28 protein-coding genes are annotated in these 24,376 nt (G+C 38.0%); 2 read left to right on the plus strand and 26 right to left on the minus strand.

Annotated elements, in window-relative coordinates; genetic code table 11:
* Window positions 1–15 precede the first annotated feature (15 nt).
* The 7 genes from ND2E_RS18805 to ND2E_RS23525 all read right to left on the minus strand — a co-directional run bounded on the left by ND2E_RS18805 (window position 16) and on the right by ND2E_RS23525 (window position 4,120).
* Window positions 16–384 (minus strand): hypothetical protein, encoded by a 369-nt coding sequence (locus tag ND2E_RS18805; protein ID WP_033092284.1) that lies wholly within the window; start codon window positions 382–384, stop codon window positions 16–18.
* 146 nt (window positions 385–530) lie between these two features.
* A complete protein-coding gene (locus tag ND2E_RS18800; RefSeq protein WP_033092285.1) occupies window positions 531–1,133 on the minus strand; it encodes a hypothetical protein in 603 nt (200 codons plus the stop codon).
* A 164-nt stretch (window positions 1,134–1,297) separates the two neighbouring features.
* On the minus strand, window positions 1,298–1,738 hold the full coding sequence (locus tag ND2E_RS18795) for a PilX N-terminal domain-containing pilus assembly protein (RefSeq protein ID WP_033092286.1): 441 nt from the start codon (window positions 1,736–1,738) through the stop codon (window positions 1,298–1,300).
* Window positions 1,728–2,477, minus strand: a complete 750-nt coding sequence (locus ND2E_RS22305) for a PilW family protein (protein ID WP_052056205.1) — start codon at window positions 2,475–2,477, stop codon at window positions 1,728–1,730. Before ND2E_RS22305 ends, ND2E_RS18795 begins: the two co-directional genes overlap by 11 nt.
* A complete protein-coding gene (locus tag ND2E_RS18790) occupies window positions 2,477–3,040 on the minus strand; it encodes a prepilin-type N-terminal cleavage/methylation domain-containing protein (RefSeq protein WP_033092287.1) in 564 nt (187 codons plus the stop codon). Before ND2E_RS18790 ends, ND2E_RS22305 begins: the two co-directional genes overlap by 1 nt.
* On the minus strand, window positions 3,030–3,605 hold the full coding sequence (locus ND2E_RS18785) for a prepilin-type N-terminal cleavage/methylation domain-containing protein (protein ID WP_033092288.1): 576 nt from the start codon (window positions 3,603–3,605) through the stop codon (window positions 3,030–3,032). Before ND2E_RS18785 ends, ND2E_RS18790 begins: the two co-directional genes overlap by 11 nt.
* Entirely contained in the window at window positions 3,605–4,120 is a 516-nt protein-coding gene (locus tag ND2E_RS23525; protein ID WP_033092289.1) for a type II secretion system protein, read from the minus strand. The genes ND2E_RS18785 and ND2E_RS23525 overlap by 1 nt, the downstream gene beginning before the upstream one ends.
* 200 nt (window positions 4,121–4,320) lie before the next feature.
* Here ND2E_RS23525 and ND2E_RS18775 point away from each other — a divergent pair, with 200 nt between their 5' ends.
* Window positions 4,321–5,967 carry a PglL family O-oligosaccharyltransferase gene (locus ND2E_RS18775; protein WP_052056207.1) on the plus strand — a complete coding sequence of 549 codons (1,647 nt, stop codon included), beginning with the start codon at window positions 4,321–4,323 and terminating at the stop codon, window positions 5,965–5,967.
* Between the two features lie 216 nt (window positions 5,968–6,183).
* On the opposite strand, the gene ND2E_RS23530 is transcribed toward ND2E_RS18775, so the two are convergent.
* The 12 genes from ND2E_RS23530 to ND2E_RS18715 all read right to left on the minus strand — a co-directional run bounded on the left by ND2E_RS23530 (window position 6,184) and on the right by ND2E_RS18715 (window position 17,690).
* Window positions 6,184–6,657 (minus strand): type II secretion system protein, encoded by a 474-nt coding sequence (locus tag ND2E_RS23530; protein WP_052056208.1) that lies wholly within the window; start codon window positions 6,655–6,657, stop codon window positions 6,184–6,186.
* A gap of 50 nt (window positions 6,658–6,707) precedes the next feature.
* Window positions 6,708–7,382 carry a type II secretion system protein gene (locus ND2E_RS18765; protein ID WP_052056209.1) on the minus strand — a complete coding sequence of 225 codons (675 nt, stop codon included), beginning with the start codon at window positions 7,380–7,382 and terminating at the stop codon, window positions 6,708–6,710.
* Window positions 7,383–7,590: 208 nt separating this feature from the next.
* The gene (locus ND2E_RS18760; protein ID WP_033092290.1) at window positions 7,591–8,082 is read right to left on the minus strand and encodes a hypothetical protein; all 492 of its coding nucleotides are present in this window, start codon (window positions 8,080–8,082) and stop codon (window positions 7,591–7,593) included.
* A gap of 11 nt (window positions 8,083–8,093) precedes the next feature.
* On the minus strand, window positions 8,094–9,320 hold the full coding sequence (locus tag ND2E_RS18755) for a type II secretion system F family protein (protein WP_033092291.1): 1,227 nt from the start codon (window positions 9,318–9,320) through the stop codon (window positions 8,094–8,096).
* Between the two features lie 53 nt (window positions 9,321–9,373).
* Complete coding sequence (locus ND2E_RS18750; RefSeq protein ID WP_033092292.1) at window positions 9,374–11,086, minus strand: GspE/PulE family protein; 1,713 nt, start codon at window positions 11,084–11,086, stop codon at window positions 9,374–9,376.
* A gap of 8 nt (window positions 11,087–11,094) precedes the next feature.
* Complete coding sequence (locus ND2E_RS18745) at window positions 11,095–12,291, minus strand: tetratricopeptide repeat protein (RefSeq protein ID WP_033092293.1); 1,197 nt, start codon at window positions 12,289–12,291, stop codon at window positions 11,095–11,097.
* On the minus strand, window positions 12,288–13,190 hold the full coding sequence (locus tag ND2E_RS18740; RefSeq protein ID WP_033092294.1) for an ExeA family protein: 903 nt from the start codon (window positions 13,188–13,190) through the stop codon (window positions 12,288–12,290). Before ND2E_RS18740 ends, ND2E_RS18745 begins: the two co-directional genes overlap by 4 nt.
* A 54-nt stretch (window positions 13,191–13,244) precedes the next feature.
* Window positions 13,245–15,047 (minus strand): pilus (MSHA type) biogenesis protein MshL, encoded by a 1,803-nt coding sequence (mshL, locus tag ND2E_RS18735; RefSeq protein WP_223303516.1) that lies wholly within the window; start codon window positions 15,045–15,047, stop codon window positions 13,245–13,247.
* Between the two features lie 20 nt (window positions 15,048–15,067).
* Window positions 15,068–15,442 (minus strand): hypothetical protein, encoded by a 375-nt coding sequence (locus ND2E_RS18730; RefSeq protein WP_033092295.1) that lies wholly within the window; start codon window positions 15,440–15,442, stop codon window positions 15,068–15,070.
* Entirely contained in the window at window positions 15,435–16,127 is a 693-nt protein-coding gene (locus ND2E_RS18725; protein WP_033092296.1) for a hypothetical protein, read from the minus strand. Before ND2E_RS18725 ends, ND2E_RS18730 begins: the two co-directional genes overlap by 8 nt.
* Window positions 16,127–16,732 carry a PilN domain-containing protein gene (locus ND2E_RS18720; protein WP_033092297.1) on the minus strand — a complete coding sequence of 202 codons (606 nt, stop codon included), beginning with the start codon at window positions 16,730–16,732 and terminating at the stop codon, window positions 16,127–16,129. The genes ND2E_RS18725 and ND2E_RS18720 overlap by 1 nt, the downstream gene beginning before the upstream one ends.
* Window positions 16,719–17,690, minus strand: a complete 972-nt coding sequence (locus tag ND2E_RS18715; protein ID WP_033092298.1) for a hypothetical protein — start codon at window positions 17,688–17,690, stop codon at window positions 16,719–16,721. Before ND2E_RS18715 ends, ND2E_RS18720 begins: the two co-directional genes overlap by 14 nt.
* A 268-nt stretch (window positions 17,691–17,958) precedes the next feature.
* Between ND2E_RS18715 and ND2E_RS18710 the strand changes: the two genes are divergently transcribed.
* Window positions 17,959–18,906: a 1-aminocyclopropane-1-carboxylate deaminase/D-cysteine desulfhydrase gene (locus ND2E_RS18710; protein ID WP_263281867.1), complete on the plus strand. Its 948-nt coding sequence runs from the start codon at window positions 17,959–17,961 to the stop codon at window positions 18,904–18,906.
* A gap of 53 nt (window positions 18,907–18,959) precedes the next feature.
* Here ND2E_RS18710 and ND2E_RS18705 read toward each other — a convergent pair whose 3' ends face one another.
* Genes ND2E_RS18705 through gspH form a run of 7 tightly spaced genes read right to left on the minus strand, consistent with a single transcriptional unit; the run spans window position 18,960 to window position 24,327 of the window.
* Window positions 18,960–19,715, minus strand: a complete 756-nt coding sequence (locus ND2E_RS18705) for a type II secretion system protein N (RefSeq protein WP_033092300.1) — start codon at window positions 19,713–19,715, stop codon at window positions 18,960–18,962.
* A gap of 46 nt (window positions 19,716–19,761) precedes the next feature.
* Window positions 19,762–20,232, minus strand: coding sequence for a type II secretion system protein GspM (gspM, locus tag ND2E_RS18700; RefSeq protein ID WP_033092301.1), 471 nt, complete (start codon window positions 20,230–20,232; stop codon window positions 19,762–19,764).
* Window positions 20,232–21,572 (minus strand): type II secretion system protein GspL, encoded by a 1,341-nt coding sequence (gspL, locus tag ND2E_RS18695; RefSeq protein ID WP_033092302.1) that lies wholly within the window; start codon window positions 21,570–21,572, stop codon window positions 20,232–20,234. The genes gspM and gspL overlap by 1 nt, the downstream gene beginning before the upstream one ends.
* Window positions 21,572–22,660: a type II secretion system minor pseudopilin GspK gene (gene gspK / locus ND2E_RS18690; protein WP_052056211.1), complete on the minus strand. Its 1,089-nt coding sequence runs from the start codon at window positions 22,658–22,660 to the stop codon at window positions 21,572–21,574. The genes gspL and gspK overlap by 1 nt, the downstream gene beginning before the upstream one ends.
* Complete coding sequence (gene gspJ, locus ND2E_RS18685; RefSeq protein WP_033092303.1) at window positions 22,660–23,322, minus strand: type II secretion system minor pseudopilin GspJ; 663 nt, start codon at window positions 23,320–23,322, stop codon at window positions 22,660–22,662. Before gspJ ends, gspK begins: the two co-directional genes overlap by 1 nt.
* Window positions 23,322–23,705 (minus strand): type II secretion system minor pseudopilin GspI, encoded by a 384-nt coding sequence (gspI, locus tag ND2E_RS18680; protein ID WP_033092304.1) that lies wholly within the window; start codon window positions 23,703–23,705, stop codon window positions 23,322–23,324. The genes gspJ and gspI overlap by 1 nt, the downstream gene beginning before the upstream one ends.
* On the minus strand, window positions 23,698–24,327 hold the full coding sequence (gspH, locus tag ND2E_RS18675) for a type II secretion system minor pseudopilin GspH (protein ID WP_033092305.1): 630 nt from the start codon (window positions 24,325–24,327) through the stop codon (window positions 23,698–23,700). The genes gspI and gspH overlap by 8 nt, the downstream gene beginning before the upstream one ends.
* Window positions 24,328–24,376 lie beyond the last annotated feature (49 nt).

Here is a 24,376-nt window from a genome sequence, read left to right on the forward strand (position 1 = left end):
ACTTAAAAAACACATTTATAAACTCCTCGCTTCAGATTGGAGGGTTCTATTACTAACACTATCTTTAATATTATTCACTAGTGCCGAACTAGCGCATTTATCTATAATCATTAAGCGATAAAACATGTCGCCTATTTGTTGGTACACAGCATACCAGCTACCTGATGCTTCAGCATTACAATAATAGGGATTGTCTATTTTCATTTTCGATGTGGAAAAATTATGGGATTTTAACAATGCAGCCAACGAGGCTCTAGTCGCTAAGACTGTCAATATTGTATTAACAAATATGGGTAACACTATAGAATTACCTTGCTGATTAATTCTATTTAGTAAATTGACAGGAGGTCTATTTTCAGGAAATTGTTGAAGAGGATTAGACATCACGACGTTAATGCTACAATTTATATGACAGAAGTTAGTACAAAGGTAACGCTAAGCACTTATTTTTGCAATATAAAGCATAAAAAAAGCCCTGTAAACAGAGCTTTCTCAGAAGAGTGGTCTAGTACATGAACGATATCGTAGAACTAAACTGATTTCTTTCTCAACTTAGTGTGTAATAAGATAAAAGCTGATGCAAAAATAAGTATAGTTAAAGGTTCTGGGATAGGCGTTGGACTAATACCGGCAGTTGGTGCTTCTCTGACATAAAAAGTTTCTTGTCCGCCAAAAAGGCCACTCATAAATGACCCCTCAACAGTCCACTCACTATTTACAAAATCTGAATTAAAGTCAGCTACATCAACATGCTCATAATTAGAATTAAAAAATTCAACTGAGTGAATGATATCGCCACTATCGTTAGTAAAATCAGCTAACGTTAATTCATTCTTTAAAATATTAAGTAATGCATTATCTGCAAATAGCCAATTTTTTTGCAATTCAGGTGCATATAAAGTATTTCCCCCTGAAGTTTCTAAGTTAACAGGCGAAACCCAAGCCCAATCGTAACCTTTATAATTAATGTAATTAACACCTAACAAATCATCAGTAAGATGATCTTCAGCATTACTATAATCAGCGGAATCTATCTCTACTTGAGTTAAATTAGTGATCAAGGTCGCTTGAGAAAGGGAAGAAAAGGAAAGAGCGACAATAAAAATCACGATATATACTACAAATTTATTCATTTAAAACTCCGAGCGAGGGATACAACATATCATTATACTATTACCAACAGTTAGGCAAAATTCAAGCCAAGAAAAAAACATCATTATATTCAATCAACTAAGAGCAGTAACTTTGACGCAATTAGATTTTTTGTAAAAAAAACAGACACTAAATTAAAGAGAAATTATTCTAAACGTCTAGCTTTAATTTCGATTGTTCTTGAAGTAAAAACCTCTGCTACATTGCACTGACCCGTGCTGGTAATAGTATAATAAACAATATCATCGACAGTAGGCCCCTCGACGCAGTCAACATCTATAGCCACGCAGTTTTCTAATCCCTGTACCGTAGAGAATTCATTATACAAAGTATTTTGTGTACATTGGACACTGCCCGGTAATAAAGGAAAAACCTCACTCAGTTTTCTTTGCGCTCCCGCTTGAGCGGCTTGATAAGCTCGAGTACCAATAACTTCATAAACAATAGTTTCTGAGTTAGCGCTAATCATTCTGACTAGCGCGGCTCCCAATAAGGTAGTCACAACGATGATAAAAAGAGCAAGCACCAAAGCACTGCCGCGTTGTTTATCTGATATTACCGTTCTTATTGATAGTTTAGGGCACATTTAGCACCTGTATTTCATTATTAAAGGTGACTTGCTCACTATTTTTTTCAAATCTAAAATGCGTTTGCACCATAGCATTACGCTGCAAAGTTGCAGGCTGAATCTCAAACGGGTTAGTATTAACTATATCTTCTGCCATCAAAATGCCATTTCTTGTTAGGTTTCCACCTATTAAACAATACTCAACCGTATCATTTATATTGATAAAATATAGCCTTTGAGTAGGTGAATCTTCTGAAAATTGAACACTATTTTCTAAAGTTATTACTCGTTCATCATTTGGAGGGCTAATACTGCTAACATCGAAGACTTTATCATTGCTATCGTATACATCTTCAGGGTTTAATGGATAAACAACGACGCTCCAATTAATATCAGAGGTTTCACCGAAGGTTTCATCAAACTCGATAATATTAACCGTATTACTATTACTTTCAGGTGCTACAGGGATGTTTGTGTAAGTAGTGCTTTCAATGATAGGTGTAAATTCTAAACATTGATTTACGTTTGTAAGTCTTAGACTATTAGGCAGTGCATTACGAATATCTCTGTTCAAGCGTTCAATAGCAAAGCGTGCTGAGGATACTAACTGCTCTCTAGCAGTTGATTCAGTATAAATTTGTGTCGAAAGTGAAACGAAGGTACTAATTCCCGCAGCAAGTACCCCTAAAATAATAATGACAACTATCATTTCAATTAAGGTAAAACCCGATGATTTTTTTGGTCCTAGCAACTTCATCAGAAATTCGCTCTATAGGTTGAGAAACTCATGGAAAAATCGGTCGGTGTGGTAATGGTTACGGTAATTAGTTTCGCTGTTGATATATCATTTGGAAAACTTCCATCATAATTAGCATCATTGCGAACGGTAATCCTCATTGAATAACCTAAATATAAATCTATTACTACTCCTTGTGAGTTCTCAATCTCCCCTGCAGCGTACACCAAGCCATCATAGTCATCGACATCATTAAAAATAGCTCTCGTTTCTTCAACCCCAGATATAGTATCTGGCCCCATATCAGTAGAACAGTCATCTGCACCTGCATCACCACAGCGAACTCGTCCACCAGCCATGTCTGAATTCTCATCAAAGGCTTTGTTTTGAATTTCATTGAGTACCGACTGTGCTAATTCTGCTGCTTTTACTTGATGTAATTGGTCAGCACTTTGCTGTGAAACAGGATAAATAAGTGTGGTGAGTACAGAGAAAGATATCGCTAAAACAACCATACCAACAATCGTCTCTATTAACGTGAAACCTTTATGGCGTAGATAAAAACCCAAACGACTAATTTGCATTTATATAGCCTTCTGAGTTTATAAGAATTTCTAGTGAGTTTTCTCCTGTTACTGTGATTGTAATTTCACAGGGATCTTCGACAATGCAACCTATTGGCCTACCCAATGTCGAGAAATTGAAACTAGTTAGACCTTCAGAAAGTGTAAAACCAACACTGTGTTTGCTATCAATCACTACTCTGGTGGTCTCACCTGCATAGCAAATTGTCTTGTCGTCTGATGTGTAACAGAGTTCGGGATGATCTACATTAGATATTCGACACCTTTCAACAGCATTTTCATCTGGGACAGTATCTTGCAAGCCTATGATATAAGGGATGGTTTGAATATGAACTTGATTGCACATTTCGTCATTAGTTTGCTGCATTGAACGCAGCTGAATTGCTCTTAATTTAGTGATTATCTCATCACGATAAGTAAACTCTTCAAAACCGTTTGAGCTAAAAAATTTTGGCAGCACTGTTACCGACATGATTGATATAAGAATAATAACAACAATCAACTCAATCAGCGTAAAACCTAAAGCTTTTTGGTTATTCGAACGGTTTAAGTTTTTAGAATGCATTAAATACAATCATTGACATTAAACGAAGGACTTTGACCAGGTCCTTCTGGTATTTGATAAACCACAATGCAAGGATCTTCGATAGTAGTCGGTGTAACAGGATCCTTATAATCTTCTTCAAAATAGACAAGTAAAGTTTTAATACTTGTACCTAACTTATGATATTTATATGTTCCCGCAGCATCAAGTGGTACTAGCCTTTCAAATTCATCCTCATCACCAATAGGGTAACCATATGTGATAAATAACTCGCCATTCCCATAAAATCCAGCCTCATCACCAATATTTACGGTATTTGAAGTACTAAAAGCCTCTTTATGATTACCTTTAACAATTGACTTGCCATAAACAAGTGCAGCAGCACTTTGCATAGCCGCTTGCACTCCATACAATGTTGAAGTTTTTGCATCTGCTTTTAAGTTCATGAATTTAGGAGCAGCCGTCACCGCTAATATGCCTAAAATAACAATCACTACGACTAGCTCAATTAAAGTAAAGCCCTTATTATTCATCATATGTCTCTATCTAATTTCGCATGAGATTAGTGTAAGTAACCAATTTAGTATCAACAAACTTATTACCAAAAATTTAATTAATATCTTACAACACTTTAGCTATAGATTGTATACTCAATCACCGTATTTTATAACCAGTATTTATTTTGACTTTATTACCCTATTTTAAATTTTTCCTTGTTCTTTATTTCTTGGTAGGAATGCATGTCATTCTTGATACTCCAGGTGGGGTCGGCTTATATTTATCCTATAATGTGTTTGCCTGGTTAATTACCTGCATCCTGATTGCTTTGAGCCTTTGGCAAATTACTCTTAACAAAAAAATTTACTATAGCAAAATGTTGTTATGGCTAAGTCTAGGGTGCACTTTTTTAATCATTCCTGTTTTTTATCATTTTGAATTTACCGATCACGCCATCCCACGAGTTTTAGCCTTGATAGGTGGTTTACTCTTTCTTTTTTCTCTCTATCAATTCCAATTATCAAAACTCGAAGCATTACGCTTGCTTGCCCTTATCCTGCTGGCTGTTGTTATAGAAGCCACCTTTGGTTTAGTGCAATTCTTTTTATTCGAGGAAGGTGATTGGGGTGGTTATATTGTAGGTAGTAGTCGACCACACGGTGTATTTTTGCAACCAAACGTTATGGCAAGCTTTATGGCTACCGGTTTGGCCATTGCTTTATTTCTATCAATCCAGAAAAAGCTGTTTAAGAATACACTAGTGATTAAATGCATTATCTATTTTGGTCTATTTTCGACAAGTTTTTTACTTATTTTATTGCAGTCTCGTACTGGCTTTGTTGCAGCTATCGGTGTTCTTTTACTCTCAGTACCTTACCTTTATAACAACTCTAAGAAGCAATTATCTATTAACTTAACCATAGTTGCGATTGGAATAATGAGTGCGTTTATTAGCCTTAATAACTCTGAAACGCCCATTCGTGGGCAGCAAGTTTATGAAAATGTCGGCGCTCGTGATGCCCAATTCATCGTCAGTGTAGATATGATCATAGAAAAACCACTACTGGGCTACGGCTATGGAGGCTTTGAGCGTAGTTTCATAGATCACTTTAATAAGTATGCTATTGAAAATCCGGATATAGGTAATACCATCACCCGATTATCACACCCACACAATGAAATACTATTTTGGGTTGTTGAAGGTGGTATTGTTGCCTTATTAGCGTTTGTTTTTTTCACTATCGGTTATATATTCACTTGGCGTAAAATCCCCTTTAGCATTGGTTTAATATTATTTTCCTTAATATTTCCAATACTTTTACATAGCCAGTTAGAGTTTCCATTTTATAGCTCAGTTAGTCATTGGCTTGTATTTTTGATTATGCTTTGGTTAGTAGATCGCTACTCATTAGGAGATAGTGCTTTAACTGAAAATAAAAGTTATCCGTTTATAGATTGTCCACAAACATTTTTAATACGCTTTTTTGCGCTGTTAATTCCTAGTATCTTTATTCCTTTTTTAGTGACTACTTTACACACGGCAAATATTCTTGTTGAACATGAAAAGAACCCTAAAAAATCATTAGAAAGATTTAACGACATTGTTAACCCCATCGCCTGGCAGAGTCGTTTAGATGCAGCGGTTTATGCCCACATTCTAGTTTCTGGTATTCGAGATAAGGATGCTACTAAGCTTAAGATTTATGTCACTTGGGCATTAAAGAGAATAAGACATCAGCCAAGAGTTATCCTATATCAAAACTGTTTATTAGTATTAAAAGCATTAGAACAAACAGAAGCATATTTACTATTGCTTGAGGAAGCTAAGCGCTCCTACCCACAACAAATCAACTGGAAAAGCGATATTTTTCACACTGATGAATGACTTTAATAAGTAATTAATTTAATAAATTATTAAATTAATTACTGGCACTAGTATGAGCCTTCGGGGCTTAAAATACTCACTATTGATTTGCCTAATCTTTATAATAAATTAGTAAGGTCTTGCTTAAACCCTAGGCAAACCAGCTTAAATATCAGGCAAAAAAAACCGAGAGTATCTCGGCTTTATTCAAAAAAGTAATCTAAAGATCACGTGTAATTAACAACCTGTAGTAACACTATCGATTACTGGTTTAACATTTGCGTCCGCTGTTTCAGTATAAATTGCATAACATTCTGCAGGTGTTGTAGCTTTAGCATGGGTATACGTTCGACCACTACCTGATGTTGCAAGTACAAAATCTGCAGGGGTTCCACTTGCCTCAGCATCAATATCCATCAGTAAATCAATAGATGCAGCATTAGGATATGTGTTTGCAAAAGTGATAGTTTGTCCCGCGATGCTTAAAGGGTCGCCTGTTCCATCAACCAAAGCTTTAGCATGTGCCATATCGGCAGCCGAGTTAAGAGCCCCTTCTACCGCTTCCACGACCGATTTTTTAGCATCACCTGTTAAATCTATAAACTTAGGAGCCGCTGTTACCGCTAAAATACCTAAAATTACAATCACTACAACCAATTCAATTAAGGTAAAACCTTTTTGACTTGCTTTTACATTCATACTACTTCTCATGTTTTTTCCTCAATTTATGAACAAATTTAATTAAAATACTTTAGAAACTTTTACGGTTGTTTGTCATTGATATAAATAATGACCGAACTATTTGCCGGTTGGTAAGTAAAACTATTACCTACTCCTGTTAAGGGCGATGGGGCGATGTAAGCGCCATTACTATCGCGTGCTAAGGTTTCTTTTAAATGATAATGACACAAGGTAGATGAGCCACCGCCAGAAACATTGGCTAAATACCTGTAACTACTATCTGCATTTATATCAGTCACACTACTCGCAATTGCTGGTGGTTGTTGTAATAAGCTGTTCCACACAGAGATACAATCAACAATCGCCATACTTTTATTACTATTGATTCCTGAGCTACTGTTAGTGCCAACAATATAACCTGGGCTGATCGTCGGCGATGTTGTTCTATCTTCACTGGTTAGATAAACAACAGTACCATCATAGTTAACCATGTTAACATCATTGGTATCTTTCGGGCGTGCTTCAGCTTCCCACTGAGAGCGTGCTAACGAAACACCGGTAGCAAATCCGCCTGCCATACCCTCTATATTTGCCTGTTTAGCTTGTTCAGTTAAGTCAACAAACTTCGGAATAGCAGTAGCTGCTAAAAAACCTAATATAACCACGACAATAACCAACTCAATCAAGGTAAAACCTGCTTGAGTTGATACCCGAGTATTTGGAGAAGTTCTGGTAAGAGAAATACTTTTTATCATTGGGATAACCTTTTATATCCGTTGCTGCTTAGTGCTCATGCGTTCAAAATTTATATACACTAGCATCAAATTATATAGTGACCTAACCTAAATACTTATACTAACATTATGAACACTTGCATACTATTTTTCAATGTTAATTATATGTAATTACTTGTAGTTATTAACTAAATTATCAAATGATCAATACCAATTCATTCATTTAAAATTAATTAACCAATCTTACTTTTCCTGTGTCACTACGATAATCAAAATATTGACCATTAGCAATACTGTAACGACATAAGCGACCGATTTTATTAGCATTATTTTGAATTTCAATGGCAATAACTTTAGACTTTACCACCTGTAATGGCATTGCTAATATTTGCTGCCAAATTTTGTGACAAGCCAAGCTAGTGTGCTCGCTGTCTACCCACCCTTTACTATTAACGTTAATAAATGCCCTTTCATTACTATTTATCCGATTTAAAACAACAATATTAGGCTGTTTATCCATAAGCCATTGCCCATGTACAACATTAACTTTACTAGTAAAGTTTTGCGACAAACTACTAAATGCGGTATTAGTTACTTTCGCCTGTTGGCTAAAAAAAACATCGATTAATAGCTTCATCATAATAGCAACAATGACAACCACAATAACAAACTCATACTCTGAGCGCTGTTTCTTATCAATACCGTTAGGCGTTTTCTCCATGAGTTTTATAGCTACCCTTGCATAGCCGAGGCCATATCCCACATAGGGGTAAAAATACCTAACGCGAGCACTAGCACCATGGCGGCGACTACCACTAAAAGTAAAGGTTCAATTCTCGCGGTAAGCGTTGCCAACTCATAATCAACTTCGCGTTCATAATAATCGCCAACTTCGGTGAGCAATTCATCAACCCGACCTGTTTCTTCACCTACAGCTACCATTTGCAATACTAAAGGAGTAAATAAGGCACTTGCAACAGAAGAGCGTAATAAGCTCTCACCGCTTTCAATACCTTGGCGCATAGCCGATATTTTTTCTTGCATGTAGCTATTATCAACTGCTTCAGCGACTAATGTAAGACCAGTAGTCATGGGAACGCCAGCCTTTAACACGATAGCAAAACTATGAGAAAAGCGTGCTAATATTGAGCGCTCAATAATACTTCCAATAATAGGAATCTTTATTTTCCGTCTATCCCACTGATATCGGCCTTTCTTTGTTTTTAGTGATTCTCTGATCGTCACTATAATTATAAATATGCCGAATAACATGTAATGCCAATAATTTATAAATAAGTTAGAACTGGCAATAATAAAACGGGTAGCAAAAGGTAATTCAGCGCCTAAGCGAGAAAACATATCGGCAAAGGTTGGAATAACAAAAATATTTAAAATCACCATGGCTGCTGAAATGGCTATCAACACCATACTGGGGTAGCGCAGTGCCGCCTTGATCCGTTTACGGGTATCTAATTCACGCTCAAGATAAGTAGTTAGTTTTAAGAATGCTTGGTCCAGTTGACCGGTATTTTCACCCACGTGTACAAGCGAGATAAAAAGGTGATCAAAGATTTTGGGGTGACTATTTAACGCCGAAGAAAAGGTATACCCCCCTTCAAGTTGTTTACCTATATCCGCTAAAGCTTTTTTCAAGGCGGTTGAATTTGCTGATTCTACCATACCATTTATTGCTCTTAATATAGGTACGCCAGAGCGCATCAAAGCATACATTTGTCGACAAAAAACGATTAATTCTTCTAATGAGACACGACCATTGTTGAACATTTCAAAAACATCAGTATTTGCAGCATTATGGCCAGTTTTTGCCGCAATAATGGAGATCGGAGTAATACCCTTTTTAAATAATTTTTCCGCGGCAATATCTATATTAGCAGCATCGATGCTGTCTTTTACTTGGCTACCGCCAGCATTTCGCCCTGTATAATTAAATGATGCCATAAAACTCTCGATGCTCTAAAATATGTTACTGATTTTGTTGTCTATTTGTCTGGTTAATTAATATCAATAGTTTCAACTAGGCGTAATACTTCTTCCACTGATGTTATGCCAGTTGTAGCGTAATCAAATGCTGCTTTTGCCAGCGGAGTAAAACTAGGGTTTTCTTTAGATAGTTTAGCAAATAACTCACTGTCGTTACGCTTTAAAGCAGCCATCATACCTTCATTCATTTCGAGTATTTCAAAGACACCAATTCGCCCTTTATAACCCGTATAATGGCAGGTTTGACAACCCTTACCCTTCATAAACTGAGTAGTTCTAGCCCGTTCACCGACTAGGTTGGTTAGCCAAAACAACTCTTGTTCATCCGCTTGATATTCGATTGCACAAGAATCGCAAACTCTTCGAACAAGTCGCTGTGCTATAACAGCTCGCAACGCACTACCTACTAAAAATCCAGCAGCCCCCATATCAATCAAACGTAAAGCACTGGTAATGGCATCATTGGTATGCAGTGTTGATAACACTAGATGACCAGTTATTGCGCCTCTAAGGCCAATTTCTACTGTTTCTTGATCACGCATCTCACCAACCATCATAATATCTGGATCTTGACGAAGCGCTGTACGTAATACACTTGAAAAAGTTAAGTCAATTTTGGTATTTACCTGTACTTGATTGATTCGCGGTAAGCGATACTCCACCGGATCTTCTACTGTGATAATTTTTTTACTTGCTTCATTTAGTTCACTTAAAGCAGCATATAGTGTTGTCGTTTTACCACTACCTGTTGGTCCCGTAACTAAAACCATGCCGTGCGGACGGTGAATCTGCAAGCGTATACGCTTAACAATATCTTCGGGCATGCCTGTCTGCTCAAGTGATAATAAACCTGCAGATTGATCTAACAAACGCATGACCACAGACTCGCCATATTGAACTGGCATGGTAGACATACGAACATCAATATTATGACCACTAATATCTAAGTTGAAACGACCATCTTGCGGAACACGCTTTTCTGATATATCAAGGCCAGCCATTAATTTAAGGCGTAATACCATGGCAGCAGCAATTTTATTTTCTTTCAGTATTTTTTCTTGTAACACACCATCAATACGTTGGCGGATACGTAATTGGTATTCTTCTGGCTCAATGTGGATATCTGATGCGCGCATTTGTACAGCATCTTCAAATACTGATTGCAATAACTTCCCTACGGTAGCATCGCCACCTTCATCAAGAAATGTTGTTGCGAGATCAAAACTGGATGACTCTTCATATTCTTCTTCTAATTGACTAGCAAATGATTCAATTTCAGCTGTACGACGATATAAACTATCAAAAGCATCAAATATCTGAGACTCCATAACGACGGCAAGTTCAATACGCCTAGGTGACAACATTCGCTCTAACTGGTCTAAACCACTCAAATCGGCAGGATCACTCATCCCTAATAAAACCGAAGCGCCTCTGTCTTCAATAATCAGGGCTCTTAGACGCCGAGCATGAACTTCAGGTAGTAAACTGGCAACAGCTGGTGATATTTTATATTGAGAAATGTCCATAAACGGCACACTTAATTGCTGTGCCAAAAACTCTAATAATTGTCTTTCAGATAGGTAATTTAACTCAATTAAGGTATCTCCGAGCTTTCGACCCGTTTGCTTTTGACTTGATAGCGCTTGCATTAGTTGATCATTAGAAATGATATTTTTATCAACCAATAAGTCGCCTAAACGCATCTTTAATTTGGGAGCTGCCATAATGTATCCTACTGTCCTATCACTTGTATGCGTTGTTTAACAAAATTCTCAGAAGAGACTGATAAATCATTTTTTGTTAATGCCTTTTTATAAGCCTCACTGGCCAAAGCAAACTGACTATTTTTATCATATAAAACAGCTAAACCTAGCTGCCAACGACCAATATCTGGCTTCATCGCTATTAGCACTTTATACGCATTAACTGCTACTTTGTTTTGCTTGGCTTGCTGCGCGGTATTTGCCAACATGACTTGGTATTGCTCATCTCTTAAATCAGCAAGTGGCTTGAGTGTATTTAGCGCAGCTGAATATTGCCCTTGTCTTAAATGAATGCGGGCTTTCATTTCACGTAAACTGCTGTCTTTACCATTTAGAGCAATCCCCTGTGATAACAGGTTCACAGCATCTCGATAAGCCTGTCGGCCAAACCATAAAGCTGCTAATTTTTTACGTGTTTGACTATCCATTGGCCTAATAATGACTACATCTTCCAGCAATTTTTCAGCCTTTTCAACTTGCTTTGCAGCTAATGCTTTTTCCACGAGCACTAATTTTTGTTCTGCCAACTCATCTGCAGACAATTGACGTCGAGATACTGACATCTTATTGGCTTTAGCCTTAGGCTCTACTGTACTCGTCAGTGTATGACTATGACTTGAGTTGCCCTCTGAGTGGCTGTGTTCATCAGCGAACGCCTCAATTTTCTTTGCCGGTGTTATTTTGCTATTACTACTATCCAACAAAGGTTTTAACGATTCTATCTGTGTTCTCTTTTCTGTAGATTTATTCGATGAAACATTTTTGGCCTTATTTGAAACAATATTCTGAACATTGCCCTTCGCTTCATGTTGTTCACTCTCAGCTTTGGCGGCTGAAAATTTTATTGCCGCTTTGGAAGCTTTATTTTCATTGTCGTTTGATTCTTTAATAGTAATCGTTGAATTATCAATAGTTTCAGCTTTATTTACTGAAGTAACGCCGACAACATTTTTTGTTAATTGTTGAGCTTTTAAAGCATTATTTTCACTGATTAATTGCCAAATATAAAAGCTAATTAAACATAGAATTAACACCAATACACCCGTAATAATTGCTGTTTTCTTTGATGAATGCACTTGCATGTTGTTACTTGAGTGCACTGAGTCGGCATTCGATTCAGGGCTGCGCTGCTCTAAGTCCTTCAACATCTGATTAATAACACTCATAGTTTAACCACCAAGGCATAATATGCTAACCACAAAAGACTTAGTCCTAATAAACATGAAAAAGCCAATAAATTCTTTTTTGAGCCTTGTTCAATACTTTCAGTATCCTTTACTGCAGCGTTGAGCAACTTCATTGTTATTTTGTAATGTCCTTGACCATAAGCAAGCATGAGCATTTTGTGGCACAAAATATTAACTAATCGTGGGACGCCCTTACTCACTCGAGCAATACCTCGACAAATCCTTACAGGGAAAAGTTCTGCTCCCTTATAACCTGCTACTTGTAACCTGTGTTGAATATATTGTTGTACTTCATGCGCATTCATAGGTCGTAGTTTATAAGCAAATGTTATACGTTGTCTTAATTGCCTAAATTCTGTTTTTGCCAAGCGAACATCAAGTTCAGGCTGTGCGAACAATACCACCTGTAACAACTTACGAGTCTCAGTTTCTAAATTAGTAAACAACCTTAATGCCTCTAAGCTATCTTCAGGTAAGGCTTGTGCTTCATCAAGAATAAGAACCACAGAGTGACCTTGTCCATGCAATTCTAATAAACGAGCCTGAATACGCTGAGTAAGCAGTTGTACCGACATCCTTTGCGCTTGTTTAACGCCAAGTTCAACAGCAACAGCTCGTCTTAACTCATTCGGATTTAGATAGGGGTTTGGTATATACGCTGTAACAAAGTGATCGGGAATTTCATTAAGCAGTTTCCGGCACAGTAATGTTTTGCCTGTGCCGACTTCGCCAACAACTTTGATGAACCCTTCCCCCGTCTGCAAGGCAGTTGACAATACTGCTAATGCTTCATCATGCATCGCCATTGGCATATAAAAGTTTGTATTAGGAGTTAAGGTGAAAGGCAATTCTCCTAAGCCAAAATGATATAAGTACATAGAAAGCCTACTCAGTGAACTAATTAAGCTAAATTAAACAAAAAAGCTGCTCGCTTAATCATTGCTTGCTGCATTTTGCTCTGCCGCTTGGCAAACAAGATGCTCTGATGCATATTCGTCATCAGAGCACTGTTCTTGGCATTCTTGTGTCAGTTTACCGTCATCTGATAACTCACACGCTTCCACCTCTTCAGGGAACCACTTTGTTAACAAGCTTCGTGCATCTTGAAGTTGATTTTTCCAAGTATCTTGACCCACCACAACAGGTTTTAACATAATAACTAATTCACGTTTTTGCGACTTTTGCGACTTGTTCTTAAATAATTCACCCAAGTAAGGAATATCACCTAAGATCGGGGTTTTAGATTCCATGTCAATATTATAGGTTTCTATTAAACCACCAATAACAACCACTTCACCTGAATTAGCACGGATAATAGTATCTGATTCTCGCACACTACTTTGCGCTAATGGCAAGATTAACTGCTCACTACCAATTTGAATGGTTTTGTTTTGCTCTTCAGTAAGAGTAACCGACGGGTGAACATGTAGAATAACACTACCGTCTTTACCTATTTGCGGTGTAACATCTAATGCGATGCCGGAAAAAAATGGTGTCAGTTCGACTTCTGGCGTTGTAGTCGTTGATGTTCCTGTTGTAGTAGTGCTAGAAACTTCAGTAACAAAGTACTCGTCTTCGCCTACTTTAATAACCGCTTTTTGATTATTCGTTGCAGTTATTCGTGGACTAGAAAGCACTTGTACATTGCCTTGCGTTTGTAAAAGCTCAATAACCCCTGAAAAATCACTACCGTTAGTTTGTTTACTAAACGCCATAGTATTAACACCACCGATAGTATTTGAAATAACATTACCGACAACATTACCCGTCGTTGAATAAACGATTTCAGCACTGCCCACTTGGTCAAGTACCTTGTTCCACTTTATGCCTTGCTGAAAGTCATCACTCAGAGTCACTTCCATTATTTTGGCTTCAATAATCACTTGGCGATGTAAATGGCTTTCGGTAGCCGTAATAAAATTCTTAACCGCGGTAATTTCTTGTGGTAACGCGCGTACTGTCACTAAACCTGCCTGCGGCGAAACAATCACTGAACGGCCCTCTCCAGTCCCAACGAAAGCAACTAAAGACTCTTTCAATTCTTTCCAGAAATTAGACTCGTTTTCAGTATATAAATTGATACCACTGTTTTGGTTATTCGAGCCATTATTACCATTTTGGTTGTTATTACCGCCACTATTGTTATTGCTACTATTATTGTTATTGTTGCTACTATTGCCACTATTTGGATCATTTTCAGAGACTCCACCAGAATTGATAGTCGTACTAGATGATCCAAAACGCTTAAGGAATAAGTAGTTTAATGCAATAGTTTCGGTGCGTATGCCTGGAGGGAAAACCTTTACAACGTTGCCACGGCGAATGATTTCATAACCATATACATCTTCAACAACCGTTAATGCTTCTGATAATGTTACATTATTCAAGCTTAACGATATTTGACCGGTAACCTCAGGGTGAATAATGACGTTATAGCGTGACCCTCTGACAATGGCTTGAAAAAAATCTTTTGCCTCAACTTCTGTTGCTGAAACCTCTAAACGTTTTTCCGCTAACATACCCTGCTTGGCTAGATTCATGTCATTCAACATCAATTCTTGCTGTACTGAATTTGGTATTTGCGTTAATGGTTTCGGTCCATCAAAGCTTTTATTTTCTTCAATAGCGGTATCTAGGCCTTCTTTTATATCGACAGCGTCATTAGGCACTGATTGACAACCAATTAAGGAAAACATTAACGTTAACAAAGTAATCTTTAATTTTAATTTATTCATAGGAGGATTTATTTTTATCATTAATTAGCTACCGTATTGTCTACGACGTTACTTTTAAAACCTTTACTCTTAAAAACATTAATTTTCAATCGCTTAGATTTACTACGTAAAATCACGCTATGACTATTGATTGCGGTGATGCGATATTCATCAACATAGTCAAACATCTTGTATATTTTGCCATTGATTACCGCAGTATGAATGCCATCACCATGAATGATGGAGCTCAAGACAAAACCACCATCACGCTTTAACAGGTTAATACTGCCAGAGCCATTAACACCAAACGGGCGAGTAGGGTCAGTATCCGCAGCAAAACTTATCGGCGAGGTCAGCAAAAGTACCGTTGTAACAGCACCTGAAATGACTATTGAATTAAACTGAGTTTTAAACACCAATAAACTCCTTTTTTAACCCTAAACTATAAATAGTTATATCTACTTCACCGCGGGGATATTCTTTGACTTCAAATTGAAAGTCTTTCCAAAAAAACTTCCATGATAATAGTTCCAACTGGCGCAAGTAATTACGCAATTGAAAATACTGACCTGATAATTTAATTTTAATACCATGCTTATATAAATTTAACCCAAGTTGCTCAGAAGTTGGCGAAGTTATGCTTGCCTGGGCATCAGGTTGCTCTGTAGTTAAATCCAATAAAGGTTTAGCGCCAATTAGCTCAAAAGAAAGTAAAGATACGCCAGGTTCTAACTTAAGTAATTTAAGTAATGCTTCGCGCATTTGGCTAGGACTAATAAGATCTGTCGTCAAAAGAACTAGCTGCTTATCAATATTCGCTAGTTTAGTTTCAAGCTGAGCAATCTGTTTAACCGTATTTATATTCGGATCTTGCTCTAAGGCTCTTTGGTATTCTTTGATTGAATAATTAAGGCTTTTGTTACCAGAAACCATCGCCCGACTTTGTTTATCAAAAGAGATTGTTTTGGCACTTTTCTCATCAATAAAAGCATATGAAATAATAAAAAATATTGCCACTAACCCTGTCAGCAACACTAAAAACTGTTCTCGACTCGTCAGTTGAAGAAACTTATCACTGTAGTTATTCCATTGCTCTTTCATTAGCCTTTGCCTCCTGCCACTTCAGAGCTAACGACAAACTCAGTAATATTTTGTTCATTTTTCGCAAGTTTAAATTGCACAAATGCTTTGCCTGATAATAATCGAGATTGCTTAAAACCAGCTAACCATGCAGGCACTGCTTGAGGAGTTCGAGCTTGCCCGGTAAAAGTCATATTCTGAGCATCAATACGAATAGTTTGTAATCGAATATCTTTATGATGCATTGCAGACAGATCATTCATTGCCATAACAAAACCACCTGCAAAGGTCTCATTTGAATCGGTAAGTTTATCTAATAACGCATCTTTATGCTGCATAACTAACTTTATAGTCGCAAGATCTCTTTGCAAAGAAGGAGATACTTGCCTATTTTGTATTTGCACTTCCAAATTCTTAGCAAGTTTTTGTTTTTGCTGCTTCTCTTTCAATAAATCATCATATCTTGCTGCTGACTGATTGAAATTAAGTTCAGTAATAATCCCCCAGATTAACATAAGAGACAGCAAAGCAAACCAAGCTCCCATAACTCTTGTCAAAGTTAAGAGCGGTTTTTCAGGGAAAAGCTCTGCTTGTAATAAATTAATACTATTTTTAGTTGTCATCATTTCCCCCCGCTAAATCCTCGGTCTCTGTCTTGTAAGGGACATTATCTAAACTAGCACCAATTGCGGCGGCAAAGTCCCTATGTTGATGATACGGGCGAGGTAACTCTAATAAACTTACAGGGACAATTGAATTTTCAGCTAACTTTTCAACAAATACCTTTTCTAATGCAATCGGCAGTAATACTTTAATCGCTTTGATCGGTGCTTGTTTTAATTGACGTTCAAAATAATCTGTAGAGCGTTGAATTTCTAGGCCAATATCATCAATAATCGAAAAGGATAATTCTTCTGCTGATTTACTACCAATTTGGGCAAAGCCACGTAACCGGCGCTGGAAGAATATTTTCTGCTGCTTTACGATGATTAACACTATTTCTTCATTTGGTTGCTGACAAACCAATAAATTAGCATCATCTTGCGGCGCTAATAAATTAGCAAAAGCAAATTCTTGGGTAGTGATTTCACTGATTTTCACTGCACCCTGTTCAGTGGTTTCAACCAGTTTTTTTAGTTCGTCTAAAGGAGCACAAACCACATTAATTTTTTCTTTGCCGCCGGCAAGCATGGGTGCGTCATAATAATCTACCACCATATTATTAGGAGATACGCTGACCAAGTCTTTAATTTGCCATTTCAATGCGCTGTTCATTTCATTGTCAGGTAAACTCGGCTTGTCTATTTGTACAACTTGAGATTGTGCCTCATTTAGGACCAAACAAGCACTTCCCTCAAGCTCACGTTTACTATGGAGTGCTTGAACAGCACTTGTAAAATTAGCTGAATTAACTTTTTCATGCTCAAAAATAACTTTAGCGGCCGTACTTTCATCAATCGTACTATCAGATTTTTGCATTGGAATTGAGCATAAGGAGACACCTTGTTGCTGAAAAGCAATGCCAAGACGTTGACTTGAACTATTTTTTGAAAAAAATTGGCTTAATTTTGTTAAAAATGACATTTATCGGCAAAATCGCTCAAAGCTAAAATTATAAGCAATACTACCCTTTGTTACATATGAAGAGCAAGCATTACTAATGATGATTAACTAAGTTTATTAATCATTTATACTGCGAAGGGCAATATGAATCATTGACAAATTTTCATTTAAAAACAGGCACATTTACCATGTGATTAGAAAGAAAAGCCATGTTAAAGACTGATATCGTTTATAATAACTTCCAACCTGTTACAAATTAATATTTCAATAAAATTTTATGTATAAGCCATTGTCAAAATTACAAAAATTAGAACATCCCCTTTTTGATAAACATAAGCTTGATGTTCGAGTGAAACGTGATGACCTACTGCATAACATCATTTCTGGTAACAAATGGCGCAAACTGAAGTACAACCTTAAGCATCTTAAAGCTAACGACCACCAAGGTGCACTAACATTCGGCGGAAGTTACTCAAATCATATTCATGCCTTTGCTTATGCCTGCAAGCAGCAAAATATCCCCTGCATCGGTGTTATTAGGGGGGAAGCTAACTATGCGGATAACTTTACTTTGAGCTGGGCGAGGCACTGGGGCATGCAATGTCACTTTGTTGATAGAAAAACATACCGTCGTCGTTTTGAGACGAGCTTTATTAATGAACTAAAAGAATTATATCCCAATTACTTTATCATCCCAGAAGGGGGCAGTAACTCACTTGCCATACCTGGCGTAGCCGAGATATTGCTTGAACTAGATAGCCAAGCAGATTTCGATACTTTGATGACCCCAGTGGGTAGTGGTGGTACTTTAGCGGGCCTGATTTCAGGAGACAGTGTCGCTAATCAGAAACGTCATAACATTTTAGGTGTGGCGGTATTAAAACAAGCAGAATATTTAATTAACGATATTAAGTCTTTACTGACACAAGAAGCTAAAGCCCATGATAACTGGCAGTTATTAACCAATTTCCATCGTGGTGGTTATGGCAAGTTCAGTAATGAGGATGCCAAACGAATCATAAGCTTTAACCAACAAACTGGCGTCTATTTTGAGCCCGTTTATTCCGGTAAAATGGTATTAGCATTACTTGATTTAATCGCACAAGACTATTTTAAACCGCAAGAGCGCATCGTTTTGTTACACACCGGTGGATTACAAGGACTCGGCGGCATGATAGAACAAAATCGTTTAGACCCTAAAGACTGGCCGCCGTTATTAAAAGTCGACCATCAATAAGCCTTTTCTCTCTTCTCTAACCTCTATTACTAAAGTTAAGAGAAAAACATGGACTAAAACCTTAGCTGATAGCGGCCTTGATTATCCGGTCGGCCTATAAAGGACAATGTAGATCTCAGTTGCGGAGGAAACTTAGCACCGGGTTTTAAATACCCATTACCAGATACTTTTTGAGTAGCTAAGGTTAACACCCCATCAAAGCTCAAACCTAAGTTGTTCTTGGGTGATACTTTGGCTAACAATTTCCCTTGGTTGCAACTTATCTCAGTGGTAAATTTACCTAGTTTTATATTTTGCTCTAATGCCACGACGCCAGCGCGCGACCACAGCAACTCACCCTCTGCTTTTGAACATGACAATTGAGCTCCTGTTGTAATCACTAATTCGGATAAAAATAATTCAACATTTCCTTGAGCGCTCAGCGGGATTGGTAAGGGTAGCTGTTTAGCAATATCATTTGCTGACATAAAGATCTCTACGTCTGTTAATGTGAGCTGCTCAGACGAAAGCGTAAGACTAAGCTGACCTTCAGGGCCTGATGACATGGCATCACCGAATGTCACTTGAACATTTGGAGGTAAACTAAAAAGAGACCAAAAACTAACCGCTGTTTTTACTTGTTCAATCTCATTATTATTTATAATTACCTTGGTAATTTCACCATGCCATATAGAGCCAGATATACCCTGCAACACTATATTCTTTGGTAACTTAACATTATTGATTACCAGTGCTAGTGGCGTACTTGCTAATAAAAACACCATATAGCTACTTAAAAAAATCGCCGTAAAGGCAAACCACTTCTTCATTAAAATTCTCTGTTATATCTAGGATAAACTGTTAACGCGCTGATTATTATAACCTTGCTAAATGCAAGCGGCGTACTTTCACTTCGCCAGCACTATCACCGCGAGTTAAATCAATAGCTTTTACTTGCATTCCTTCATTATTAGCTAAGTGCTCAAGCCAAAAAAGTAGTTGTGTAAAAGGAGTACTATCTATCCATACCTGCAGATCATCTCCTTGAGGTTGCATACGTGTAATAGTTAACTTATAGGTTTTTGCGCTGCGATTAGCAGCGCTTGAAATGCTACCAGTGAACTTTTGTTTACCGCCCGAGCGTTTAGCTTGCTGATACAAGGCAGTATTTTCTTGAACCCAAGTTAATAACTGCTTTTGCTTTGCTAACTTATTGTTAGCCTCAGTTAAGCTATTATTTATCGGTTGCCATATAGTACTATAAAAAATAAAGACCATAAAAACCAAGGCCATTGCTGTGACAAGACGCTGCTCTCTACTGTTTAATTGTTGCCACCATGCTTTCATTATGATGCATCCTTATTGCTAGTGTTGCTGCGTTGCTTGGTCGTGCCTTTCTTGTTATTGGAACTTTTCTTTGCTCCCTTAGTAGAAATACTAAATGAGCCTGTAACTTGACCTCCTTGATTACTTTGCGAGCCTTGCTTAACAAACAAGTTTGCTGTAGTTAATTCAACACTAAATTGTTCAAAGGCCTGATAATCCTTAGCAGTTGCTTGAATACGCAACTCTTGCCGTTTGCCATCAAACTTTACCGACTCTGGCTTTATTGCCGACACTTTTGCAAAAGCAGGTTGTACTTTAGCAAGCATTGCTAAGAACCCTTGCCTATCTCCAACACCACCTAGTAATGCTAATTCTCGATTCAATTGAGATTTTATGGTTGAAACTCTAACTCGTTTTGTCTTTGGAAAAGCAGCTTTATAACTGGCAACTATATCTTGCTTAACCTTTTCTTGTTCTGCATTTACTTGCCATAGTTGTGCACTTTTATGCCCTAAACTAAGCAAAAGAGCAAACATAGCAACACCTGCCACCCACAACCATTGTCGCCCTGTATGACTGCGATTTTCTTTAATCTTGTACTGCCCTTGCAGCAAATTAAAGTGACTTAATTGATTACCATAATTTGTCGCCATTAGTGCTAAAGGCAATTCTTCTGGCATTGTGCTGACATTACAATGTTCAGTATGGGCTAAGGGAGAGTATGCCTCGATAAAAATACTCTCTGTCTGCTCATTGTCCTCTGGGTCCTCAGATTGCTTAGCAATAGCTTGGCATTGAAGTTGCCAAGCATTGGCGTCTACTGTAAAACCCTGCCAACGGTTTTGACGAACAATAACTTGCGCTTGATCCGTCTCACCAAGGGTGATTGCACTCCAAGTATTAACGGTAACTGGCATTGCCAATACATCAGGTAAAATAGTATCAGTTTCAATACCTGCCTCCGCCAACCATGATAACCATAGCTGCATCTGCGCATGAGAAACAATGGCAGTAAAACAATTATTTTCCTGCTCATCACTCGCCAGATCTGCATAAGCAAAAAATAGCTGCTCGACATCTTCTGCTAAGCTGTCTTCTAACATATACGGGGTTGCTAAGCGCAATGCTCTGGAAGATTTTGCCGGAACCTTTAACGACTTTAAAAGCACGTCACAACCAGGGACCAATACTTTGACCTGTCGTTTATCTGCTTTACTGGTAAGTTCAGTGAGCAGCTGAGCTCCTTGTAGCTCACCACTGGCGATAATTTCTTGCGCATTACCGCTAGCTTCAGCCACCACTAACCAATGAACGGTATCGTGTGCTTGACTCCCAAGGCGGATAAATAATGTTTCTGTCACTAGTTACGTCCTATAGTACGACTAATTACTTGAATTTGTTGTGTATCATTAACTTTCATCATTGAGCTCATCGAAAAATAGCTATTATTAAAACGTGCATTAGCTTTTAATTTAAAGTATTTACTATCAATAACAAACGCTGCAGTTTGCCATTTTTCCAATCTAATTTTTGTCAGTTCTTCTATCTTTAAAAAATCTGCCACTTTTTCATAACCTGAGCTATCACGGGCACTTAATACTTCTTGTGCCTCTTCTATACTTGAGCCAAGCAAAGCCTGTAATAATTCAGGCTTTTCCGCATCAAGTGTATTGATGTTAATAAAATGCTGCGAATTTTGAGGCAGTACACAGACATAAGGCGTCAAGGCTAAAATAACAGCAGGGGTAAAATGCTCAATTAATCTTAACTCATTAACACTAGCCAAATAACTATTAGCAGCAAGGTAAGGAAACTCGCGTGCAGCATAATCATTATCCTCTGCGCCCCCTGACCCCGTTATGATGTCATTGCCGTCTAACCAGTCAGTTAAGGCATTGACCATAGCCTCAGCTTCAAAATTGCCAATACCGTCAATATTTAAATTGACGATAAGCGCTTCTAATACAGTTGCCGCTGGTAACTGTTTGTCGTTAGCGCTAGCTGATTTAGGCGCTTTTGCCGTTGTACCCGTTTTTTTTGGTGAAGCAGGAGTGTCCTTAGTAGACTCCACTTTTGTTTTTGCTTCAGGATGCAAAGCGTTTAAATTCAGACAACTTTGTAGATCCGTAATCTCACCACTGATTTCACCAAAATCGACAGGGTAATTACTCCCTTCTGTCGCCCAAATTTGCTCCAAGTGAGTAACATCTGGCTCATCTTTAAACGCTTTGATTAACACCCTTTTGGTGAATGCTTCTGCGCCCAGCGCATACCAATAGGCTTGTTGGTTAAAACTGATATTGGTGCTTCGTTGCATTTGTGTTTGCAAACGTGTGGTCATTTGCGCTGCAATAATAGAGGCCAAAGCAACAATAAGCATCACGGTAATTAATGCCACACCGCGCTGCCTTATTTTACTGTAACTAGGTAATATGCGTTTAATAACCATTAGCTAGTTTTACTCTTATCATCCGCGGCAAGGTCGCCCGCCACTAAAAACTGACGACGAATAAGGCCATAATCACGCGTGTCAATTTCAATAGCTATCGCTTGAGGCAAGGTGTTAGCAGACCATTGCTTTTGCCATTTTTGACCATCATAAAATTCAAACGACAAACGAGTAACTTGCGTTATCAGCGGCCTTACTTTTGGTTCTTGTCCAACAACGGCGTCAACAAAATTATAATGCAAGCGCTCTAAGGTTTCATCAACAAGCCGGTAAGCTACGCTTTGCATATCGCTACGCGGTAATAACAAACCAGGGTTAGTCCATCCATTACGCACAAAAGCAATCGCCTGTTCATCGGCTAAAAAACTATCATCCGAAGTGTGTAAAAAACGGTTAGCCGCCGCTTCGCCGTTAATACGTATGTTGCGTTTAGCTATTTGGGTAAAGTCTCGCTCCATTAATAAAAAGGCGCGCTGCAATTCATTCTGCCTTTCACTGCGCATTTTCGAATTTTCATCACCGCGTAACACGGTATCAAAAATAGTAAAACTGGCGAGACTCACCACAGAAAATATCGCAATAGCAATCAATACTTCTAACAGGGTAAAACCCTGTTGATTATAGTTAACTGCGTAATTAGCTTGGCTTGTACCTAATTTCATTAGGGTTTATCCTGAGCGAGGTAAGTCATTAAGCTCGCACTCACTAATTCATCATCTTCGTTTAACCGTACTTGCATAGTGACAGCACGTAATTCTTTATTTGTCGTTTTACTTACCTTCTGTTGCCAATACCAAGTTTTCCCAGCCAGTTCAACTTTGCCTTTACGGTTATTTTTAGGTGGCCAGGTTTTATCTAAACTCACTTCAACAAGTTGGTTCGATGCGACCCAATTGGCAAACATCTGCTGTTCAATATGGCTTATATGGCGATAATTATTATCAGCCACGCCTAGCAGTGCAACACCTGCGATAGCAAAAACAGCCATTGCCAACATAACTTCAATCAGGGTAAACCCACACTGCTTAGTACAATTACTATTCATCAAGCACAGGCCCTTCTATCACCAGTGGCACACTGTATAACCCAGTGACACGATACGCTAAATCTTCGGCGTCTTCGATATAGGCTAACTCTTCCGTTAAACGAAAGGTGACACTAAAAGGACTAAGATCCCCCCCTGAGAGAATATAGACTTGTGGGGTTATTTTTTTTTCTCGCTCTTCCTTTGAAAACAAGGTGAAATCGTCTTCATCCTTTTCTTTAAAGGTATCAGCATCAAAGAGCATTGGCTCTTCAATGGGTAACTCGTCAAGCTCTATGCTAAGCTCTATCTCTTCAGGTAAGGTAATATTAGTCTGCCAGTCTTGTTCGGGGATCTCAGCCCACTGTGTGCCATCATAGGCAAGAAACTGATAGCTATCTTTTTTAACAATCAAACCCAATTCAATGTTATTGAGCATGCCATACTCAGCGGCCACTTCAAATATTGCCGCAAAACGAGCACTTTCATAGCTCAATTTGTCCTCCGGGTTGTTACCGGAGAAATTAAATTGCACCAAGCTAGCCATAAGACCAATCAGCACAACAACCACCATCACCTCAATTAAGGTGAAGCCGCGATTTTTTACTATTAATGCTGCTCGGTTTAATGGCTTAAGTTTCATAAGATAATGAGTTACGTTTTAACTTTACGCTGTAAAACTCAATTAAAAG

It is taken from the genome of Colwellia psychrerythraea (assembly GCF_000764225.1).
GTDB classification, from domain to species: domain Bacteria; phylum Pseudomonadota; class Gammaproteobacteria; order Enterobacterales; family Alteromonadaceae; genus Colwellia; species Colwellia psychrerythraea_D.

What these genes read in the sequence shown, in the direction of transcription:
- ND2E_RS18805 (WP_033092284.1), bottom strand. Translation starts at nt 384, where the DNA reads ATGTCTAATCCTCTTCAACAATTTCCTGAAAATAGACCTCCTGTCAAT.
- gspM (WP_033092301.1), bottom strand. Translation starts at nt 20,232, where the DNA reads ATGAAAGCATGGTGGCAACAATTAAACAGTAGAGAGCAGCGTCTTGTC.
- ND2E_RS18705 (WP_033092300.1), bottom strand. Translation starts at nt 19,715, where the DNA reads ATGAAGAAGTGGTTTGCCTTTACGGCGATTTTTTTAAGTAGCTATATG.
- ND2E_RS18790 (WP_033092287.1), bottom strand. Translation starts at nt 3,040, where the DNA reads ATGCAAATTAGTCGTTTGGGTTTTTATCTACGCCATAAAGGTTTCACG.
- ND2E_RS18715 (WP_033092298.1), bottom strand. Translation starts at nt 17,690, where the DNA reads ATGTCATTTTTAACAAAATTAAGCCAATTTTTTTCAAAAAATAGTTCA.
- ND2E_RS18740 (WP_033092294.1), bottom strand. Translation starts at nt 13,190, where the DNA reads ATGTACTTATATCATTTTGGCTTAGGAGAATTGCCTTTCACCTTAACT.
- ND2E_RS18775 (WP_052056207.1), top strand. Translation starts at nt 4,321, where the DNA reads ATGCATGTCATTCTTGATACTCCAGGTGGGGTCGGCTTATATTTATCC.
- ND2E_RS23525 (WP_033092289.1), bottom strand. Translation starts at nt 4,120, where the DNA reads ATGATGAATAATAAGGGCTTTACTTTAATTGAGCTAGTCGTAGTGATT.
- ND2E_RS18795 (WP_033092286.1), bottom strand. Translation starts at nt 1,738, where the DNA reads ATGTGCCCTAAACTATCAATAAGAACGGTAATATCAGATAAACAACGC.
- ND2E_RS18720 (WP_033092297.1), bottom strand. Translation starts at nt 16,732, where the DNA reads ATGATGACAACTAAAAATAGTATTAATTTATTACAAGCAGAGCTTTTC.
- gspI (WP_033092304.1), bottom strand. Translation starts at nt 23,705, where the DNA reads ATGAATAGTAATTGTACTAAGCAGTGTGGGTTTACCCTGATTGAAGTT.
- gspK (WP_052056211.1), bottom strand. Translation starts at nt 22,660, where the DNA reads ATGGTTATTAAACGCATATTACCTAGTTACAGTAAAATAAGGCAGCGC.
- mshL (WP_223303516.1), bottom strand. Translation starts at nt 15,047, where the DNA reads ATGAATAAATTAAAATTAAAGATTACTTTGTTAACGTTAATGTTTTCC.
- ND2E_RS18750 (WP_033092292.1), bottom strand. Translation starts at nt 11,086, where the DNA reads ATGGCAGCTCCCAAATTAAAGATGCGTTTAGGCGACTTATTGGTTGAT.
- gspH (WP_033092305.1), bottom strand. Translation starts at nt 24,327, where the DNA reads ATGAAACTTAAGCCATTAAACCGAGCAGCATTAATAGTAAAAAATCGC.
- ND2E_RS23530 (WP_052056208.1), bottom strand. Translation starts at nt 6,657, where the DNA reads ATGAGAAGTAGTATGAATGTAAAAGCAAGTCAAAAAGGTTTTACCTTA.
- ND2E_RS18765 (WP_052056209.1), bottom strand. Translation starts at nt 7,382, where the DNA reads ATGATAAAAAGTATTTCTCTTACCAGAACTTCTCCAAATACTCGGGTA.
- ND2E_RS22305 (WP_052056205.1), bottom strand. Translation starts at nt 2,477, where the DNA reads ATGAAGTTGCTAGGACCAAAAAAATCATCGGGTTTTACCTTAATTGAA.
- ND2E_RS18745 (WP_033092293.1), bottom strand. Translation starts at nt 12,291, where the DNA reads ATGAGTGTTATTAATCAGATGTTGAAGGACTTAGAGCAGCGCAGCCCT.
- gspJ (WP_033092303.1), bottom strand. Translation starts at nt 23,322, where the DNA reads ATGAAATTAGGTACAAGCCAAGCTAATTACGCAGTTAACTATAATCAA.
- ND2E_RS18725 (WP_033092296.1), bottom strand. Translation starts at nt 16,127, where the DNA reads ATGAAAGAGCAATGGAATAACTACAGTGATAAGTTTCTTCAACTGACG.
- ND2E_RS18800 (WP_033092285.1), bottom strand. Translation starts at nt 1,133, where the DNA reads ATGAATAAATTTGTAGTATATATCGTGATTTTTATTGTCGCTCTTTCC.
- ND2E_RS18760 (WP_033092290.1), bottom strand. Translation starts at nt 8,082, where the DNA reads ATGGAGAAAACGCCTAACGGTATTGATAAGAAACAGCGCTCAGAGTAT.
- ND2E_RS18755 (WP_033092291.1), bottom strand. Translation starts at nt 9,320, where the DNA reads ATGGCATCATTTAATTATACAGGGCGAAATGCTGGCGGTAGCCAAGTA.
- ND2E_RS18785 (WP_033092288.1), bottom strand. Translation starts at nt 3,605, where the DNA reads ATGCATTCTAAAAACTTAAACCGTTCGAATAACCAAAAAGCTTTAGGT.